Source organism: Streptomyces zhaozhouensis, from assembly GCF_900230195.1.
Lineage (GTDB): Bacteria > Actinomycetota > Actinomycetes > Streptomycetales > Streptomycetaceae > Streptomyces > Streptomyces zhaozhouensis.
In genome coordinates, this window is the sequence record NZ_OCNE01000001.1 from 705,881 (window position 1) to 723,394 (window position 17,514).

General features: G+C 75.7%; 6 protein-coding genes. All 6 read right to left on the reverse strand.

The window, feature by feature from the left end; translation table 11 throughout:
- Window positions 1-27 precede the first annotated feature (27 nt).
- The 6 genes from CRP51_RS03160 to CRP51_RS03185 all read right to left on the reverse strand — a co-directional run bounded on the left by CRP51_RS03160 (window position 28) and on the right by CRP51_RS03185 (window position 17,466).
- The gene (locus CRP51_RS03160; RefSeq protein WP_097229359.1) at window positions 28-1,014 is read right to left on the reverse strand and encodes a class I SAM-dependent methyltransferase; all 987 of its coding nucleotides are present in this window, start codon (window positions 1,012-1,014) and stop codon (window positions 28-30) included.
- A gap of 85 nt (window positions 1,015-1,099) precedes the next feature.
- Entirely contained in the window at window positions 1,100-2,407 is a 1,308-nt protein-coding gene (locus tag CRP51_RS03165; RefSeq protein ID WP_097229360.1) for an MFS transporter, read from the reverse strand.
- A complete protein-coding gene (locus tag CRP51_RS03170) occupies window positions 2,400-6,377 on the reverse strand; it encodes a non-ribosomal peptide synthetase (protein ID WP_097229361.1) in 3,978 nt (1,325 codons plus the stop codon). The genes CRP51_RS03165 and CRP51_RS03170 overlap by 8 nt, the downstream gene beginning before the upstream one ends.
- A 37-nt stretch (window positions 6,378-6,414) precedes the next feature.
- A complete protein-coding gene (locus CRP51_RS03175) occupies window positions 6,415-12,792 on the reverse strand; it encodes a non-ribosomal peptide synthetase (RefSeq protein ID WP_097229362.1) in 6,378 nt (2,125 codons plus the stop codon).
- Between the two features lie 67 nt (window positions 12,793-12,859).
- Window positions 12,860-13,075 carry an MbtH family protein gene (locus CRP51_RS03180; protein ID WP_097229363.1) on the reverse strand — a complete coding sequence of 72 codons (216 nt, stop codon included), beginning with the start codon at window positions 13,073-13,075 and terminating at the stop codon, window positions 12,860-12,862.
- On the reverse strand, window positions 13,072-17,466 hold the full coding sequence (locus CRP51_RS03185) for a non-ribosomal peptide synthetase (RefSeq protein WP_097229364.1): 4,395 nt from the start codon (window positions 17,464-17,466) through the stop codon (window positions 13,072-13,074). The genes CRP51_RS03180 and CRP51_RS03185 overlap by 4 nt, the downstream gene beginning before the upstream one ends.
- Window positions 17,467-17,514 lie beyond the last annotated feature (48 nt).

Below are 17,514 nucleotides of genomic sequence, written 5' to 3' on the forward strand. Positions count from 1 at the left end.
GCCGTCGGCGTTCCGTGCGGGGGCGGGTCAGGGCCTGCGGCCGACGGCGACCAGCGCCTCCCGGGGCATGGTGGTGGTCCAGGTGCCGCGTTCCTCGTCCGGAACGGTGCGGATCTCCCAGGTGCCGCCGTCCGGCCGCTCGTAGCGGAAGATGTCGGCGGCCAGCTCGAAGGCGCGGGCGTGCGCGGTCCGCTCGCCGTGCTCGGCGACCAGCTCCACGAGGCCGTACATGTTCACCAGGTAGGCGCCCAGGGCCAGTTCGGCCTCCCGGCGGCTGGCGCCGGTGGCGACGAACGGGTCGTCGAGCAGCGTCAGCCGGACGTCGGCGAAGCCGGCATCACGCAGATAGCCCTCGGTCTCCGCGCGGTCGAAGTGCTCGTGGTCGTGGCCCGTCCGCGAGTAGGCGTCGACGACCTTGGCGAACCAGGTGTCCATCGGCGAGCCCGTCAGGAAGTCGTGCAGCACGAACGCGCCGCCTGCACCGAGCACCCGGAACGCCTCGCGGGCCGCGGCGCCCCGCTGCTCGCGGGAGAGGTGGTGACTGCCGTAGGCGAGCAGCACGCCGTCCACCGAGGCGTCGCGGAAGAGCATCTCCTCGGCCCGCTGCCGCAGCGCCGGTACCCCGTCCGCCCAGGCGGCCTCCACCATGAACGGGGAGGCGTCGCAGGTCACGATCGTGGGCCGGGGCTCGTCCCACTCGGCGACCACCTTGGCGACCAGGCCGTCGCCGCCCAGCAGGTCGAGCACGACGGGCGACGGCGCGGGGTGGTCGGCGGTGAGCAGGTCCAGCAGCTGGGTGATGCCGTGCCTGCGGGTGTGGAGGGCGCGCTGCGCGGCGATGTAGCTCTCCCCGCGCCCGCCGCCGCTGGCGGCGCCGAAGGCGTCGGCCGGCCGCGCCCGCCCGGCCTCCCGCCCCGCCTGGCGCGCGACGCGCGCGGGGTCGACCAGCCGGTGGACCGCGGGCGCGTGGGTCTCCAACGCCTCGACCTGGGTGTGGAGTTCCGTTCCGATCATGAGTGCTCTCCAAAGCCTGAGTGCCGTTGTGCGGTGGGCCTGCCGGGCGGGGGGCCCGCGGGCCGGGGTGCCGCCCCGTGCGCCCTCACGCCCGTTTCCCCGGCTGCTCGACGTGCTCGGGGAGTTCCCTGCCGAGGCGCGCCAGGGGGGAGATCAGCAGGACCAGCGGGGCCAGACACATCCCGCCGGCCGCGACGAGCAGGCTGGCGCGCAGCCCGGCGGCGCCGCCGAGCACGCCGCCGAGCGCGCTGCCGAGCGGGGCGAGTCCCACCCCGAGGAAGCGGATGGTCGCCACCACCCGGCCCTGGATCTCGTCCGGGGTGATGGCCTGGCGCACGGCCATCAGCGCCACGTTGAACGTCTGCGCGAACGCGGCGTACAGGAAGTTGATGACGACCAGCCCGGCCACGGTGAGCGCCCCGGAGCCGTGCATGGCGCCGACGAGCAGCATCACGCCGTCGCTGACGGCGGCGGACAGCACCAGGACCGGGCCGTAGCCCAGGCGTCCCGGGGCCGTGCCGGCGACGAGGGCGCCCACCAGGAAGCCGGGTCCGAAGGCCGCCAGGCACAGGCCCACCGCCGCGCCCGACAGCTCCAGGTCGCGGGGCAGGAAGAGCAGATAGGCCGTCATGAAGGCGGAGAAGAAGAAGTTGAACACGCAGGCCGTGGCGGCGACCGTGCGCAGCATCGGGTCGCGGGCCACCAGGCCGACGCCCTCCCGGATCTGCCGCAGCACGCCGCCCTTCGCGGCGGTGGGGTCGGGCTCCGGCTCGGGCCTGCGGATGCGCTGGATGGAGATCGCCGAGACCAGGTAGGTGACGCAGCTGGCCACGATCGCCACGGGCGCGGTGAGCAGCGAGACCAGCACGCCGCCGAAGGCCGGGCCGCCGATCTGCGCGCCCGAACGGCTGCTCTCCATCAGGCTGTTGCCCCGCGCCAGCGACTCCCGGTCGATCAGCCGGGGCAGGTAGGCCTGGTAGGCCACGTCGAAGAGCACGGTGAAGGTGCCGACGACGAGCATCACCGCGTAGAGCACCGGGGTGCCCAGCGCGTCCAGCGCCCAGAAGAGGGGGATGGCGCCCAGCGCCAGCGCCCGCGCGAAGTCGGCGACGACCATCACGTTCCGTCGCCGCCAGCGGTCCACCAGGACGCCGACGAACAGCGCGAAGAGCAGGTAGGGCAGTTGTCCCACGGCCCGCAGCAGGCCCACCTCGTCGGGCGAGGAGGACAGTGCCATGACCGCCACCAGCGGCACGGTCAGGGTGCTGACCTGGGAGGCGAACTGGGAGGCCGTGTGCCCCACCCAGAGCCGCACGAAGTCGCGGTCGCGCCAGAGGCTGGGGGGCCGCTCCGGCGTCCCCTCGCTCTGGTCGGCCGTCGTGGTCTCACTCACCGTCGCTCCACTCGCTCGCCCCGAACCGGTCAAGACCCGCGCGCCCCGACGCCTCGACGGCGCGCAGCCTGGCCGCCAGCTCCCCGGCGTGCGCGGCGGTCATCACCCCGCTGTGCCGGCCGGGCGAGTCCAGCAGCACCAGCGGGCCGGAGACCCGCCCCGCCCAGCCGAGGTGGGCGCTGCCGTACTCCTCGTCGGCGGCGCGCACCACCAGCAACGCGCCCGGGTAGGGGGCGCGTGCGGTGTCGCGGTAGGCCAGCACGGCCCGCGCGTGCCGCTGGAAGACCCGCACCAGGCGGGCCAGATCCCGTTCGCCGCCGACGTCGGGCCTGGCCAGGTCGCCCCTGGCCAGCGCCAGCACGTGCGGCAGCCGCAGCTCGGGCTCGACGGCCCGGAGCTCCTCGCGGGTGATCGGCAGATGGTCGCCGAACGCGCCCAGCACGGCGGCCGACTCGTCGACCGCGTACTCGGGCGGCACCGGGTCCTCGATGCTGGAGCTGACGACGGCGAGGATCTCGATCCGCTCCCCCTCGTCGGCCAGGCGGCGCGCCATCTCGTAGGCCACCACCCCGCCCAGGCACCAGCCGCCCAGTCGGTAGGGGCCGTGCGGCTGGACGGCGCGCAGCTCCCGGAGGTAGAGCCCGGCCATCGCCTCGATGCTCTCCGGGCCCTCGCCGCCGGCGAGGTCGGCCACCTGGAACGCGTAGACCGGCTGGTCCTCGGGCAGCGCCTCGGTCAGCGCCGCGTAGCAGAAGACGCTGCCGCCCAGCGGGTGGACGAGGAAGTACGGCGTCCGCCCGCCCCGTTCGCGCAGCGGCACCAGCACCGAGCCCTCGAACCGGCCGCCGCCGTCGATCCCGGCGGCCAGCGAGGCGACGGTGCCGCCGGTCAGCAGCCCGGCGATCGGCACCTCCACGCCGGTGGCCTCCCGGACGCGCAGCGCGATCCGCAGCGCGGCGATGGAGTGGCCGCCCAGGTCACGGAAGGTGTCGGCGGTGCCCACCCGGTCCAGGCCCAGCTCCTCCGCCCACAGCCGGGCCAGCAGCCGCTCGGTCTCCGTCAGGGGCGCGACGAACGGCCCCGCGCCGACGTGCTCCCGGCCCGGGTCGGGAAGCGCCCTGCGGTCCACCTTGCCGTTGGGCGTCAGCGGGAACGCCTCCAGCGCCACGAACGCCGAGGGCAGCATGTGGGCGGGCAGCCGTCCGGCGGCGAAGGCCCGCAGCGCGGCCGGCGCCCGCGTCGCCTCCCCGCGCTCGTCGCCGACCAGGTAGGCGACCAGCCGGTCGCCGCCCCGCTCGTCGCGGCGCGTGACCACCACGGCCTGGTCGACCGCCGGGTGTTCGCCCAGGACGGTCTCGATCTCGCCGAGCTCGATGCGGTAGCCGCGGATCTTGACCTGGTCGTCCGACCTGCCGAGGAACTCCAGCCGTCCGTCGGGCCGCCAGCGCACCGTGTCGCCCGTGCGGAACACGCGCCGGCCGGCCTCCCCCGACGGGTCGGCAACGAAGCGCCCCGACGTGAGACCCGGCCTGCCCCGGTAGCCGCGCGCCAGTCCTTCGCCCGCCAGATACAGCTCGCCAGGCACCCCGACGGGCACCGGCCGCAGCCGCTCGTCCAGTACCCGCACCCCGGTGTTGGCCAGCGGCCGGCCGATGGTGACGGCCTCCCCGACGCGGATCCGGTCCAGACAGGACCAGATGGTGGTCTCCGTCGGGCCGTAGGCGTTCCACAGCGCGCCGAGCCGCCCGGCGAGCTGGTCGGCCAGCGCGGCGGGCAGCGCCTCGCCGCCGCAGATGCCGCGCACCCCCGGCTCCTCGCCGAGCCCGGCCTCCAGCAGCAGCCGCCAACTGGACGGCGTGGCCTGCACGATCGTCGCGCCGCTGTTCCGCAGCTCCTCCAGCACCCGCCCGCCGTCCGCCGCACCGTCCGGCGACAGCACCAGCTCGGCGCCGGCCAGCAGCGGCGCGAAGACCTCAAGGCCCGCGATGTCGAAGGAGAGCGAGGTCAGCGCCAGCCAGCGGTCCCCGGCGGTCAGCCCGACCTCGTCGGACATCGACAGCAGCAGGTTGACCAGCGCCTCGTGCGGGATCTGCACGCCCTTGGGGCGCCCGGTGGAGCCGGAGGTGTAGATCACATACGCCAGGTCCTCGGGCGCCACCGGGGGGAGGTCAGGCGGGGCGGGCGCGGCCGGCCACGGCTCGGGCCCCAGCCGCAGCACGGGCGTCGCGTCGCCGGCCACCGGCCGTTCCGTGTCCGCCAGCACCAGCGCGGCGCCCGAGTCGGCGAGCGTGTAGGCCAGCCGCTCGGCCGGGTACTCCGGGTCCAGCGGCAGATAGGCGCCGCCGGCCCGCATCACCGCCAGCAGCGCGACCAGCAGCGCGGGCGAGCGCGGCAGATGCACGCCGACGACCGCCCCGGGGCCGATGCCGCGCTCCCGCAGCCGGCCCGCCAGGGCGTCGACCGAGGCGTGGAGTCGGCGGTAGGTCAGGGCGTGCGGGCCGGAGCGGACCGCGACCCGGTCGGCGACGCCGTCGGCGCGCGCGGCCAGCAGTCCCGGCAGCGTCCGCTCCGCCGGCAGCGCGGTGGCGGTGTCGCTCCAGTCGGCCAACGCCCGCGCCAGCGCGGCGTCCTGGGCGGCGAACGCGTCCCCGACCGGCGCCTCGGGGTCTTCGATGAGCGCGGCGAAGGCGTCGGCGTAGTGGGCGCCGATCTCCGCGACGCGGGCCGCGGAGTAGGTCGAGGTGTCGTGGTTGAGGCGCAGCCGCAGCTCGCCCGAGGTCACGTCGGCGCCGTAGTTGGCGGAGAGCCCGAAGTTGGTCTGCTCGAAGAAGTCCGCGTCCGCGACCGCGATCCGCCGGTGGGCCAGCTTTCCGTAGCTGCGCATCTCCCGGTAGTCCACCAGCGTCCCGAACGGGGTCTCCCGGCCGGCGTCGCGCAGCATCTGGCTGAGCGGGTAGCGGCGGAACGGCAGCGCCTCGGTCTCGGCCCGGTGCACCCGGCGCGCGAGCTCCAGCCAGTCGGCGCCCCCGGTCTCGACGACGAGCGGCACGACGTTGAGGAAGAGGCCGACCATCCGGTCGCCGTCCTCCGTCTCCGGCCGGCTGTTGGCGATCCGCCCGGTCACCACGCGGCGCTGCCCCGTGAGCCGGGCCAGCACGGCGACGTGCACGGCGAACATCACGGCCTTCGGCGGCACCCCCGCGCGGTCGGCGACCTCGCGCACCCCGCGCGCGGCGTGCGCCGGCAGCGGCACCGGGTGCAGCGCGGCGGAGCGCCCCTCGTCCCCCGCCTCGTCGGGCCAGCGGGGCGGGTCGCAGCTGTCCGTGTCGGCGAGCAGCGCGGCCCAGTAGTCGCGCGCCGACTCGTCGGCCAGCGCCTTGCGTTCCAGCAGCACGTAGTCCCGGAACCGGGTGCCGGGCCGGGGAACGCGGGGGGTGGCACCGCCCAGCGCGGCGTCGTACTCGGCCAGCAGCCGCGAGGTGAAAAGCGACAGGCTCCAGCCGTCCAGGATCGCGTGGTGGAAGCTCAGATGCAGCCAGAACTCCTGGTCCGTCAGCCGCTGGACGTGCACCCGCAGCAGCGGTGCGCGCGACAGGTCGAAGCCCCTGGCCGTCTCCTCGGCACGCCACCGGGCGACCCGCGCGTCCCGCTCGGCCTCGGCGAGCCCGGTCAGGTCCTCCACGGTCAGCGGTATCGCGGCCGAGGCGCGCACCAGTTGCATCGGCTCGCTGAACGTCGTCAGGTCGACGCCGCTGCGCAGCACCTCGTGTGCCGCGCCCAGCGCCGCCAGCACGGAGGTCAGCGCCTCGGCGCGGAACGGTCCCGTGACCCGCAGGCTGGACAGGTCGTGGTAGGTGGAGCGCCCGGCGTCCTGCTGGCTGTGGAAGAACATGCCGGACTGCAACCGGGTCAGTGGATAGGCGTCTTCGATGTCCCTCGCGGGGTCGGCCATGGTGGCGTCTCCGGTCATGAGTTGCGGATCAGGAAGTCGACGGCCACGGGCGGGCTCACTCCGGGCCCCGGCCCAGGCCGAGCCGGGCGCGGTCCTCGGGCGTCATCAGCCCGAACGCCCCGACGTCGGACGGGGGTTGGTCGGCCGCTGGCGCCCCTCCCGCGTGGGCGCGTTCCTCGTGCGCCTCGGCCAGCGCGGCCACGGTGGGTGTGCGGAACAGCGCGTCCACGGAGAGCGTCAGCCCCCGCGCCCTGGCCCGGCCGACCACGGCGACCGCGTGCATCGAGTCGCCGCCCAGCGCGAAGAAGTCGTCCTCGGCGCCGACGTCCTCGACGCCGAGGACCTCCGCCCACAGGGCGGCGAGCGCGCGCTCCGTCGCCGTGCCCGCGGGACGGGAGGAGCCGGCGGCGCCGAAGACCGGGGCGGGCAGCGCCCGGCGGTCGATCTTGCCGTTCACGGTCAGCGGGAACGCGTCCAGCACCACGAAGGCGGCCGGCTCCATGTGCCGGGGCAGCGACTCCGCGACCAGGGCCCGCAGCTCCCTCGCGGTCGGCGCCCCCTCCCCCGGCGTCGCCGTCACGTAGGCGACCAGCCGACGGTCCCCGCGCCCGTCCTCACGGACCGCCACCAGCGCCTGGCCGACCGCCGGATGGCGCGCCAGCACGGCCTCGATTTCGCCGGGCTCGATCCGGAAGCCCCGCAGCTTCACCTGGTGGTCGGTGCGCCCCAGGAACTCCAGCGCGCCGCCGTCCAACCAGCGGGCCCGGTCGCCCGTGCGGTACAGCCGGGAGCCCGGGGGGCCGAAGGGGTCGGCGACGAACCGCTCGGCGGTGCGCCCCGGTTGCCCCAGATAGCCCCGGGCCAGCGCGACCCCGCCGAGGTACAGCTCGCCCACCGCGCCCACGGGCACCGGAGCGAGCCGCCGGTCCAGCACGTAGGCCCGGACGTTGGCCAGCGGGGCGCCGATCGGCACCCGCCAGAGGTCGTCGCCGTCGACCGACCAGGACGTGACGTCGACGGACGCCTCCGTCGGCCCGTAGAGGTTCTCCAGCCGCGCGTCCCAGGTCTTCCGCGCGCGCCGCGCCAGCTCGGCCGGCAGCTCCTCCCCGCTGCACACCACCAGCCGCAGGGATCCCAGCGTCTCGACGCCCGGCGCGTCCAGGAAGGCGCCCAGCATGGTCGGCACGAAGTGGCAGACCGTGACCCGCTCCCGCGCGATCACCTCGACCAGGTGGTCGGGGTCGCGGTGGCGGCCGGGCTCGGCCAGCACCAGGCAGCCGCCGCTGATCAGCGGCAGGAACAGCTCCCACACGGAGACGTCGAAGCCGATCGGCGTCTTCTGGAGCACCCGGTCCGCGCCGTCGAGCCCGTAGGCGTCGCGCATCCAGCACAGCCGGTTGACCACACCCCGGTGCGGCACCATCACGCCCTTGGGGGCGCCGGTGGAGCCCGAGGTGTAGAGGACGTACGCCAGGTCGTCCGGGCCGGCCAGCGGCTCGGGCCCGCCGGGCGCCGTCTCCTCGGTCACGGCGAGCACCACGCGCCCGGCCCCGCCGAGCGCGGTGCCCCGGCCGGGTCCGGCGAGGACCACGGGCGCCGCGCTGTCCGCGAGCATCTCGCGCAGCCGGGCCCGCGGCAGTTCGGGTTCGAGCGGCAGATAGGCCCCGCCGGCCTTCAGCACGGCGAGCAGCGCCACGACCAGCTCGGGCGAGCGGTCGAGACAGACCCCGACCACCGTGCCGGGCCGCACCCCGTGGTCGCGCAGTCGCCGCGCCAACGCGTCGGCGCGCCCGTGGAGTTCGGCATAGGTCAGCCGGCGCTCGCCCAGCGCGACGGCCTCGGCCGCCGGGGTGCGCGCCGCCTGCTCGGCCAGCAGCCCCGGGAGGGTGGTCGCGGTCGTCCAGTCGCGCGCGGGGCCCTGCCAGTCGGTCAGCACGGTCCGCCGCTCCTCGGGCCCGGCGAGCGGCAGCGCGCTCAGCGGCACGTCCGGCCGTCGGGTCACCGCGTCGAGCAGGGTGCGGAACTGGCGGACGAGACGCTCGGCGGTGGCCGGGGTGAACAGCTCGCTGTCGTAGTCCAGCACCCCGGTGACGCCACGCTCCCTGCGGGCCAGTCGCAGGCACAGGTCGCCCTGCGCGCGCGCCTCGGAGCCGTCCAGCAGCTCCACGTCCACGTCGCCCAGCCGCAGCGCGGTGCGCGGGGTGTTCTGGAACGAGAACAGCACCTGGAAGAGCGGGTTGCGGCTGAGGTCGGGCGCCGGCGCCAGCGCGGTGACCAGGCGTTCGAACGGGACGTCCTGGTGCTCGAAGGCGTCCAGGGCGGTGGCGCGGACGCGGGAGAGCAGTTGGGCGAAGGTCGGGTCGCCGGTGGCGTCGTAGCGGATCAGCACCGTGTTCAGAAAGAGCCCGACGGCCTCCTCGAACCTGCTGTGCGGGCGCGCCGCGACGGGCGTGCCGAGCAGCAGCTCGTCCTGGTCCGCCTGGCGGGCCAGCACGGTGCCGAACGCGGCGAGCAGGGTCATGAACGGCGTCACGCCGTGCGCCCGCCCCAGCGCCTCGACGGCCTCGGCGGTCTCCTCGGGAAGCGTCAGCGTGTGGCGCGCGCCCCGGTGCGCCTGGACGGCGGGCCGGGGACGGTCGGTGACCAGGTCCAGCACCGTGGGGGCGCCGTCGAGGCGCTCCCGCCACCAGGAGAGCAGGCCCTCCTCCCGCTGGGCGAGCGCGGTCCGCTCCCAGGCGACCAGGTCGGTCAACCGGGCGGGCGCCTCGTCGAGTCGGGCTCCGTGGGCGTAGGCCGCGGAGAGGTCGCCGAGCAGGATGCCGGCGGACCAGCCGTCGAAGACGATGTGGTGCACGGTGAGGCTGAGCAGTTGGTCGCCGGGGGCGATCTCGACCAGGAGCGCGCGCAGCAGCGGGCCGTGGCCCAGGTCGAAGGGGAGCCGGCTCTCCTCGGCGGCCAGCGCCAGCGCCTCCCGTTCGGTGCCGGCCGCCGCGCGGCGCAAAGGCACCCGGACCTGGGCGGCGACCCGCTGGCGCGGTTCTCCCTCGACCTCGACGAAGTGGGTGCGCAGCGCGCCGTGGCGGGCGACCACCGCGTTCAGCGCGTCCTCCAGCAGCCCGAGGTCCGGCCGGCCGCGCAGGCGGGCCGTGACCGTCATGTGGTAGGCGGTGTCTCCCGGGTGCAGGCGGTCGAGGAACCACAGCCGCCGCTGGAGCGAGGTGAGCGCGAACTCCCCTTCCCCGTACCGTCCTTCGTCCTCGTCGGGCGCGGCGGGGCCGGCCTTTTCGCCGGCGCGTTCCTCGACCAGCTCGGCCCAGCCGGCGACGGTGGGACGCTCGAAGACCTCCCGCAGCGCGAGGGAGGCCCCCAGCTCCTCGCGCACCCGGGCCAGCAGCCGCGCCAGCAGCAGCGAGTGGCCTCCGAGGTCGAAGAAGTCGTCCTCGGCGCCGACGTCCTCGACGCCGAGGACCTCCGCCCACAGGGCGGCGAGCGCGCGCTCCGTCGCCGTGCCCGCGGGACGGGAGGAGCCGGCGGCGCCGAAGACCGGGGCGGGCAGCGCCCGGCGGTCGATCTTGCCGTTCACGGTCAGCGGGAACGCGTCCAGCACCACGAAGGCGGCCGGCTCCATGTGCCGGGGCAGCGACTCCGCGACCAGGGCCCGCAGCTCCCTCGCGGTGGGTGCCTCGTCCCCGGCGGGGGCGGTGACGTAGGCGACCAGCCGGCGGTCGCCGTGTGGGTCCTCGCGCACGACCACCAGGGCCTGGCCGACCGCCGGATGGCGGGTCAGCACGGCCTCCACGTCGCCCGGTTCGATGCGGAAGCCGCGCAGGTTGACCTGGTGGTCGGTGCGGCCGATGAACTCCAGGCAGCCGTCGCCCAGCCAGCGGGCCCGGTCGCCCGTGCGGTAGATCCGGTCCTCGGGGTCCTCGGTCCAGGGGCTGGTGAGGAAGCCGCCCCGGTCCTGGCCGACATAGCGCGCGAGATACGGCGTGCGGACCATCACCTCGCCGATCTCGCCCACCCCGCAGAGCTGCCAGGCGGAGTTGACGCAGAGCAGCTCCACGCCTTCGATGCCGGGGCCGATGGGCAGCTTGTTACCGAAGGCGCGCACCCCGTCCTCGGTGGCGCGGTCACGCAGCGAGAGCACGGAGATCGCCTGCGGCGTCTCGGTAGTGCCGTAGTAGTTGAGCAGCCGTGCCTCGGGGGCCAGCGCCGCCCAGGCGACGGCCGTGCCCCGGCGCAGCACGTCGCCGCCGACGCCGACCAGCCGCATCTCGGGCAGCGGCTTCAGCACGGTGGCCAGTTCCTCGGCGTAGGGCGGGGTGAGATGGGCGACGGTGATCCGTGCGTCCGACAGCCACTGGCCGATCGCGGCGAACTCCAGCCGGTCGTGGGCGGGGAAGTGGCAGCTGGCGCCCGCCCAGACCGCCATCAGGATGTCCCGCATCAGCGGCTCGTAGCCCAGCCCGGAGAGCACCGCGAAGCGGTCGGCGGTGCCCAGCTCCTGGCTCTCCTCGTACCACTCGAAGAAGTGCGAGAGCGTGCCGTGGGTGGTCCGCACGCACTTGGGCAGCCCCGTGGTGCCGGAGGTGAAGACGGCGTAGACCGGTTCCTCGGGCCCGAGCGCGGGCGCGTGCGGCTGCCCGGCGTCGCCCGCCCTCCAGGCCGGGTCGTCGAGACGGACCACCGGGATGTCGCCGGCGCCGGGCGGCGGCGCCTCCGGCGGCAGGGCCTCGGGGCCCGCGCAGACGACCAGCGCGCGGGGCTCGCTCACCGCCACGCACTGTTCGAGACGGCCGGCGGGCAGCGTGGAGTCCATGATCACGAACGGGGCGCCGATCTTCAGCGCGGCGAACATCCCGATCGCGGTGGAGGGGTCCCTGGTGGTCAGCAGCCCGACCACGTCGCCCCTGCGGACCCCGGCGGCCAGCAGGCGGTCGGCCAACCGGTCGGCGTCCGCGTCCAGTTCGGCGAAGGTCCAGTCGCGTCCCGGCGCGGAGAGCACGGTGCGGTCGGGGGTCGCCGCGCGGTGGCGCGCCAGCCGGTCCAGCACCGAACCGGCCCAGCGCCGCTCGATGGGGCGGGTGGGGTCGGGCAGCCCTTCCCGGCAGCGCTCGGTGACCAGGGTGTACTCGCGCACCGGCAGATGCGGGTTGCGGCCGATCTGGGCGAGCAGCAGCCCGGTCTGGTCCAGCAGCTCGGCGGCCCGGTCGGCGGTGAACAGGTCGGCGTCGTAGACGAGTTCCAGTTCGAGGCCGCCCTCCCTCGTGCGCACGTAGAGGGTGAGGTCGAACTTGGCCGACAGCTGCTCGTTGGTCAGCGGCTCGACGGCGCAGCCCGCCAGGGTCAGCGGCGACGGCTCGGGTTCGGCGTTGACGAAGACCTGGCACAGCGGGTTGCGGCTCAGCGAGTGCTCCCGGTCCAGCTCGTTGACCAGGCTTTCGAAGGGCACCTGCTGGTGCTCGAAGGCGTCCAGGGCGGTGCCGCGGACGCGGGAGAGCAGCTGGGCGAAGGTCGGGTCGCCGGTGGCGTCGTAGCGGATCAGCACCGTGTTCAGAAAGAGCCCGACGGCCTCCTCGAACCGGGTGTCGGGGCGGGCCGCGACGGGCGTGCCGAGCAGCAGCTCGTCCTGGTCGGCGTGGCGCGCCAGCACGGTGCCGAACGCGGCGAGCAGGGTGAGGAACGGGGTCACCTGGTAGACGCGCCCCAGCGCCTCGACGGCCTCGGCGGTCTCCTCGGGGAGTCTCAGCGTGTGGCGCGCGCCCCGGTGCGCCTGGACGGCGGGCCGGGGACGGTCGGTGACCAGGTCCAGCACCGTGGGGGCGCCGTCGAGGCGCTCCCGCCACCAGGACAGCAGCCGTTCCCGCTCGTCCCGGTGCAGGGTGCTCCGCTCCCAGGCGACCAGGTCGGTGAACTGCGCGGGCGGCGGCGGGAGCCGGGCGTCGTCGCGGTAGGCCCGCGAGAGGTCGTCCAGCAGGATGCCGGCGGACCAGCCGTCGAAGACGATGTGGTGGACCGTGAGGGTCAGCAGGTGGTCCTCGGGGCCGAGGCGGATCAGCCGGGCGCGCAGCAGCGGGGCCCGGGAGAGGTCGAACGGGGCGTGGTTCTCCTCGGCGGCCAGCGCCAGCGCGCGCCGCTCCGCGGCGGCCGGGTCGTGCGCCGCCTCCCGCGTGAGGTCGGTGCGGACCAGGGGCACGCGCGCCCCGGGCAGCACCCGTTGGCGCGGCTCACCGCCGACCTCGACGAAGCAGGTGCGCAACGCCCCGTGCCGGGCGACCACCGCGTCCAGCGACGCCTCCAGCAACTCCGCGTCGAGCGGGCCCCTGATCCGCGAGCCCAGCGAGATGTTGTAGGCGGCGTCCCCCGGATTCAGCCGGTCGACGAACCACAGCCGGCGCTGGAGCAGTGAGCAGTCGAACAGGTCGTCGGTCATTTCTCTCCCCCGTTTCCCTCGCGGCGGTCCACCCCGGCCGCCGTCGTTCCTCGCGCCCCGGCGGCCGTCAGTCGCCAGCCCCGGGGGCGCGCACCAGGCCGGCGGGGCGCTGGTCGGTCCAGTCGCTCTCGACGTACTCCAGGCACGCGGCGCGCGCCGCCGGTCCGTGGACCGACGTCCAGCCCGCCGGGACCTCGGCGAAGTCGGGCCAGAGCGAGTACTGGCCCGCCTCGTTGCGCAGCACCCGGAAGACGCCGTCGACGTCGTCGAAGGGATTGCTCATCGGAAACCTCCGTCGGTGGTGGCCGGGGCCCCCGCGCCGGAGCCGCGCAGCCGCGCGGCGAGATCGGCCGGGGTGGGCCCGGTGAAGAACTCTCTGAGGCTGATCTCCGCGCCGAAGGCGGAACGGACGCGGTTGAGCAGGCGGATCGCGAGCATGGAGTGCCCGCCCAGGTCGAAGAAGTTGTCGTCGGCGCCGACCCGTTCGCGGCCCAGCACCTCGGCGGCGAGACGGCACAGCGCCTCCTCCTCGGCACCGACCGGGGCCCTTCCGGAGGAGGACGTCCGGTGCTCGGCGTCCGGCAGCGCCCGGCGGTCCACCTTGCCGCTGGGGCTCAGCGGCAGCGCTTCGAGCAGGGCGAACCCGGTGGGCACCATGTACTCGGGCAGCCGTTCCCTGGCGAACTCCCGCAGCTCGGCGAAGAGCCGGGCCCGGTCCGCGCTGTCGCGCCGCGCCCGCGCGGGGTCGTTGGCCGGGGGCGGCGCGGAGGCCGACCCGTCGGGGCCGGGGAAGCGGACGGGGGCGTGCGCGGGGTCGCCCGCGCCCAGGAACACCACGTCCCAGTCCCCGTGCGGATCGCCCGCCAGCCAGCTGAACCGGCAGTGGCGGCCGGACTCCTCCGCCAGCGCCTTCAGCCGGGCGGCGCTCACCCCCGCCCCCGCGCCCTCGGCCGCCAGCGCCTCCCGCAGCGCCGCCACCCGGGTGCCGGCCACGGCCCCGCCCAGCCGGGCGGCCAGTCGCGACCGGCCGCGGGCCTCGATGTCCGGCACCCCCCGCAGGCCGAACGCGCCCGGCTCGCGCGCCAGCAGCGCGCGCACCGCGTCCAGCCCCTCGACCTCGGTCCCCCACTCCCACCAGCGCGCGGGCACCACCGTCGCGGGCGGCTCGCCCACCCAGAGCAGCACGTCCATGCGGAACGCCCGCGCCCCGTCCTCGACCGGCGAGGTCCTGGGGACCACCTCCACGGCGCCCACCCGCTCCCAGGCGTGCGCCAGCGCCGCGAAGTGCCCCGGCCAGACGGCGAGTTGTCGCTCCCCCGCGCTCGCCAGCCGCGCCTGACGGGCCACGGCCGCGACCTCCGTCCCGGGGTCGGCCGAGGCCAGCCGGTCGGCGGCGTGCCGGGCAGGCAGCAGCGGCAGGCTGTCCAGGTCGCCCAGGACCACGAGCCCGCCGTCGACCGTCGCCTCCACCGCCTTCCGCGCCACCCGCTCCAGGTGCGCCAGGCTCGGCAGCCGTCGCGGCACCCCGTCCAGGACCACCGCGTCGAACGGGCCGCCGGGCAGCCGCTCGATCTCCTCGGCGGAGCCGACCGCGAGGGTCAGGCCCGCGCGCCCCGCGAGACCGGGGTCGAACCGCAGCCGGTCGATCGCCGCCGCCGAGACGTCACAGGCCGTGTACCGCTCGGCGTGGGCGACCAGCCGCCGGGTCAACGCCCCGTCGCCGCAGCCGACCTCCAGCAGCCGCGCGGGGCGCAGCGCCGCGATCCGCGCCTCCACGGTCGCCGCGCACGCGTCCCGGTCCGGGTCCGCCGGCGCGCCGGTCGGCGGCGGCGCGGCACGGTGGGCGCGCTCGAAGGAGGCGCGCCACTCGTCGAGCAGCGCGGCCGCCGCCGCCTCGTCCGCCGCGTCCCGGTCGCCCGGGGCCCGTCCCCAGGTCCCGGCCGGCACGACGCAGCCCACCAGCCGCCGTTCCCCGTCGGCGTCCTCGCGGGCCGTGACCGCGACCTGGCGCACCGCCGGGTGCCGGGCCAGCGCCGCCTCGACCTCGCCCAGCTCGATGCGCAGCCCGCGCAGCTTGACCTGGTCGTCCAGCCGGCCGAGGAACTCCACCGTGCCGTCCTGGAGATGCCGCCCCCGGTCGCCCGTGCGGTACAGCCGCGCCCCGGGACCGCCGTAGGGGTCGGCCACGAAACGGCTCGCGGTCAGCCCGGGGCGCCCCCGGTAGCCCCGCGCCACACCCGCGCCGCCCACGTAGATCTCGCCCGCCACACCCACCGGAACGGGCCGCAGCCGCGCGTCCAGCAGCCGCACCGTGGCGTTCCCGATGGGCCGGCCGATGGGCGGCACCCGGTCCACGGGCTCGGCACAGTGGTACGCCGTGGCGTTGACGGTGGCCTCGGTCGGCCCGAACAGGTTGAACAGCCGGCGCCCGGCCGACCAGCGGTTGACCAGCTCCGGGTCCGCCGCCTCGCCCCCGATCAGCAGCGTGCGCAGCGCGGGCAGGGCGACCGGCGGCAGCGTCGCCAGCACCGAGGGCACCAGCAGCACCTGGGTGACGCGCCCGCGCCGCAGTTCCTCGGCCAGCTCGGCGCCCAGCAGTCCGCCGGGCGCGATCAGCAGCTCCGCCCCGCTGGACCAGCTGAACCACATGTCCATCACCGAGGCGTCGAAGCAGACCGAGGCGTACTGCATGATCACCGAGTCGGTCCCGACGCCCAGCGGCCCGCGCTGGGTCCCGACCATGTTGGCCAGGTTCGCGTGGGTCACCTCGACGCCCTTGGGGCGGCCGGTGGAACCCGAGGTGTAGATGACGTAGGCGGTGTGCGCGGCCGTCGGCCCGGACTCCGGCGGGACCGCGGGCCGGGCCGCGACGGCCTCGCGCTCGGCGTCGAGGCGGACCGTCCTGACCCCGGGCGCCGCCGGGGCCTCCGCCGTGTCGGTGATCAGCACGGGGGCGCCGGAGTCGGCGAGCATGAACTCCAGCCGCTCCCGGGGGTAGTCCGGGTCGAGCGGCAGATAGGCGCCGCCGGCGCGCACGACGGCGAGCAGGCTCACCGCCAGGTCGAGGCCCCGTTCCAGGCAGACCCCCACCAGCACCTCGGGGCCCACGCCCAGCGCGCGCAGATGGTGCGCCAGCCTGTTGGCCCGCGCGTCCAGTGCGCGGTAGGTCAGCGAGGCGCCGCCGAAGGAGACCGCGGTCGCCTCCGGGGTGCGCCGGACCCACCCGTCGAAGAGCGCGGCGACCGTCACCCCGGCGGGCACGTCCACGGCGGTGTCGTTCCACTCCACCACCTGCCGGTGCCACTCGCGCGCGTCCAGCAGGGACAGCTCGGAGAGCCGCACCCCCGGATCGTCGGCGACCTGGGCCAGCACCCGCGTCAGGCCGGCCGCGAGGCGCTCCGCCGTGGAGCGGTCGAACAGGTCGGTGGCGTACACCAGCGAGCCGGTCAGCCCGTCGGCCGACTCCGCGCAGTTCCACTCGACGTCCAGCCGTGTCGTCGCGTCCTCCCCCTGGAAGGTGCCGCTCTCGACGCCGCGCAGCGCCAGGGAACGGGCGGCGCCGTCCGCCCCCTCCATCCCGGTGTGCTGCTGCTGCCCGAACTGGAACCCCACCTGCACCAGCGGATTGCGGCTCAGGTCCCGCAGCGGGTGCAGCTCCTCCACGAGCCGCTCGAAGGGCAGGTCCTCGTGGTCGAAGGCGCCGAGGGCCGCCTCCCTCGTCCGCTCCAGCAGCTCGGCGAAGGTCGGGTCACCCGAAAGGGAGACCCGCAGCACCAGGTTGTTGACGAAGAAACCGATCAGCCCCTCCAGCTCCGCCCGGTTGCGGCCCGCGACCGGCACGCCCACCGCGAGGTCGAGCGCCCCGGTGTACCGGCTCAGCAGCGCGTCGAACGCGGCCAGCAGCGTCATGAACAGCGTCGCCCCGCGCTCCGTGCCCAGGGCGCGCAGGCGCTCCGTCAGCGCCGCCGGCACCCGGACGGGCACCGACCCCGCCGCGTAGCTGGGGACCAGGGGCCTCGGCCGGTCGGCCGGCAGCTCCAGCGCGGTCGGCATGTCGGCAAGGCGCGCACGCCAGTAGTCCAGCCGTTTCCGCAGCACGTCGCCGGTGAGCCAGTCGCGCTGCCACTCGGCGAAGTCGGCGTACTGGATCTCCAGCGGCGGCAGCGGGGACGCGCGACCGGCCGTGAACGCGTCGTAGAGCACGCCCAGTTCACCGTTGAAGACGCCCAGGGACCAGGCGTCGGTCACCGAGTGGTGCATCGTCACCAGCAGCACGTGGTCGTCGGCCGCCAGCCGCAGCAGGCGGGCCCGCAGCAGCGGTCCGGCCGAGAGGTCGAAGGGCGCCAGCGCCTCCCGCGCGGTCAGCTCCCCTGCGGCGGCGACCGGGTCGGCCTCCGCCTCCAGGTCGACCGGCGGCAGCTTCACGACCGACGGCGGGTCGACCACCTGGCGCGGGGTGTCCGAGGAGCCCACCAGCCGGGTCCGCAGCGTCTCGTGCCGGGCGACGACCTCGGTCAGCGCCCGCTCCAGCGCCCGGACGTCGAGCGGCCCGACGAGCCGGTGGGCGCTGGGCACGTTGTAGAACGGGTTGCCCGGGACCAGTTGGTCCATGAACCACAGACGTTGCTGGGCGAACGACAGCGCCAGGCCCTCGTCCGACAGTGGTGTGTCCATCCGAACCCCCCGGGTGTGAACACGGCACGGGCGCCCCGCCCGTCCCCC

Excerpts from the sequence above, each read along its gene's own strand:
- CRP51_RS03175 (WP_097229362.1), bottom strand. The coding sequence starts at position 12,792 with ATGACCGACGACCTGTTCGACTGCTCACTGCTCCAGCGCCGGCTGTGG.
- CRP51_RS03170 (WP_097229361.1), bottom strand. The coding sequence starts at position 6,377 with ATGACCGGAGACGCCACCATGGCCGACCCCGCGAGGGACATCGAAGAC.
- CRP51_RS03160 (WP_097229359.1), bottom strand. The coding sequence starts at position 1,014 with ATGATCGGAACGGAACTCCACACCCAGGTCGAGGCGTTGGAGACCCAC.
- CRP51_RS03185 (WP_097229364.1), bottom strand. The coding sequence starts at position 17,466 with ATGGACACACCACTGTCGGACGAGGGCCTGGCGCTGTCGTTCGCCCAG.
- CRP51_RS03180 (WP_097229363.1), bottom strand. The coding sequence starts at position 13,075 with ATGAGCAATCCCTTCGACGACGTCGACGGCGTCTTCCGGGTGCTGCGC.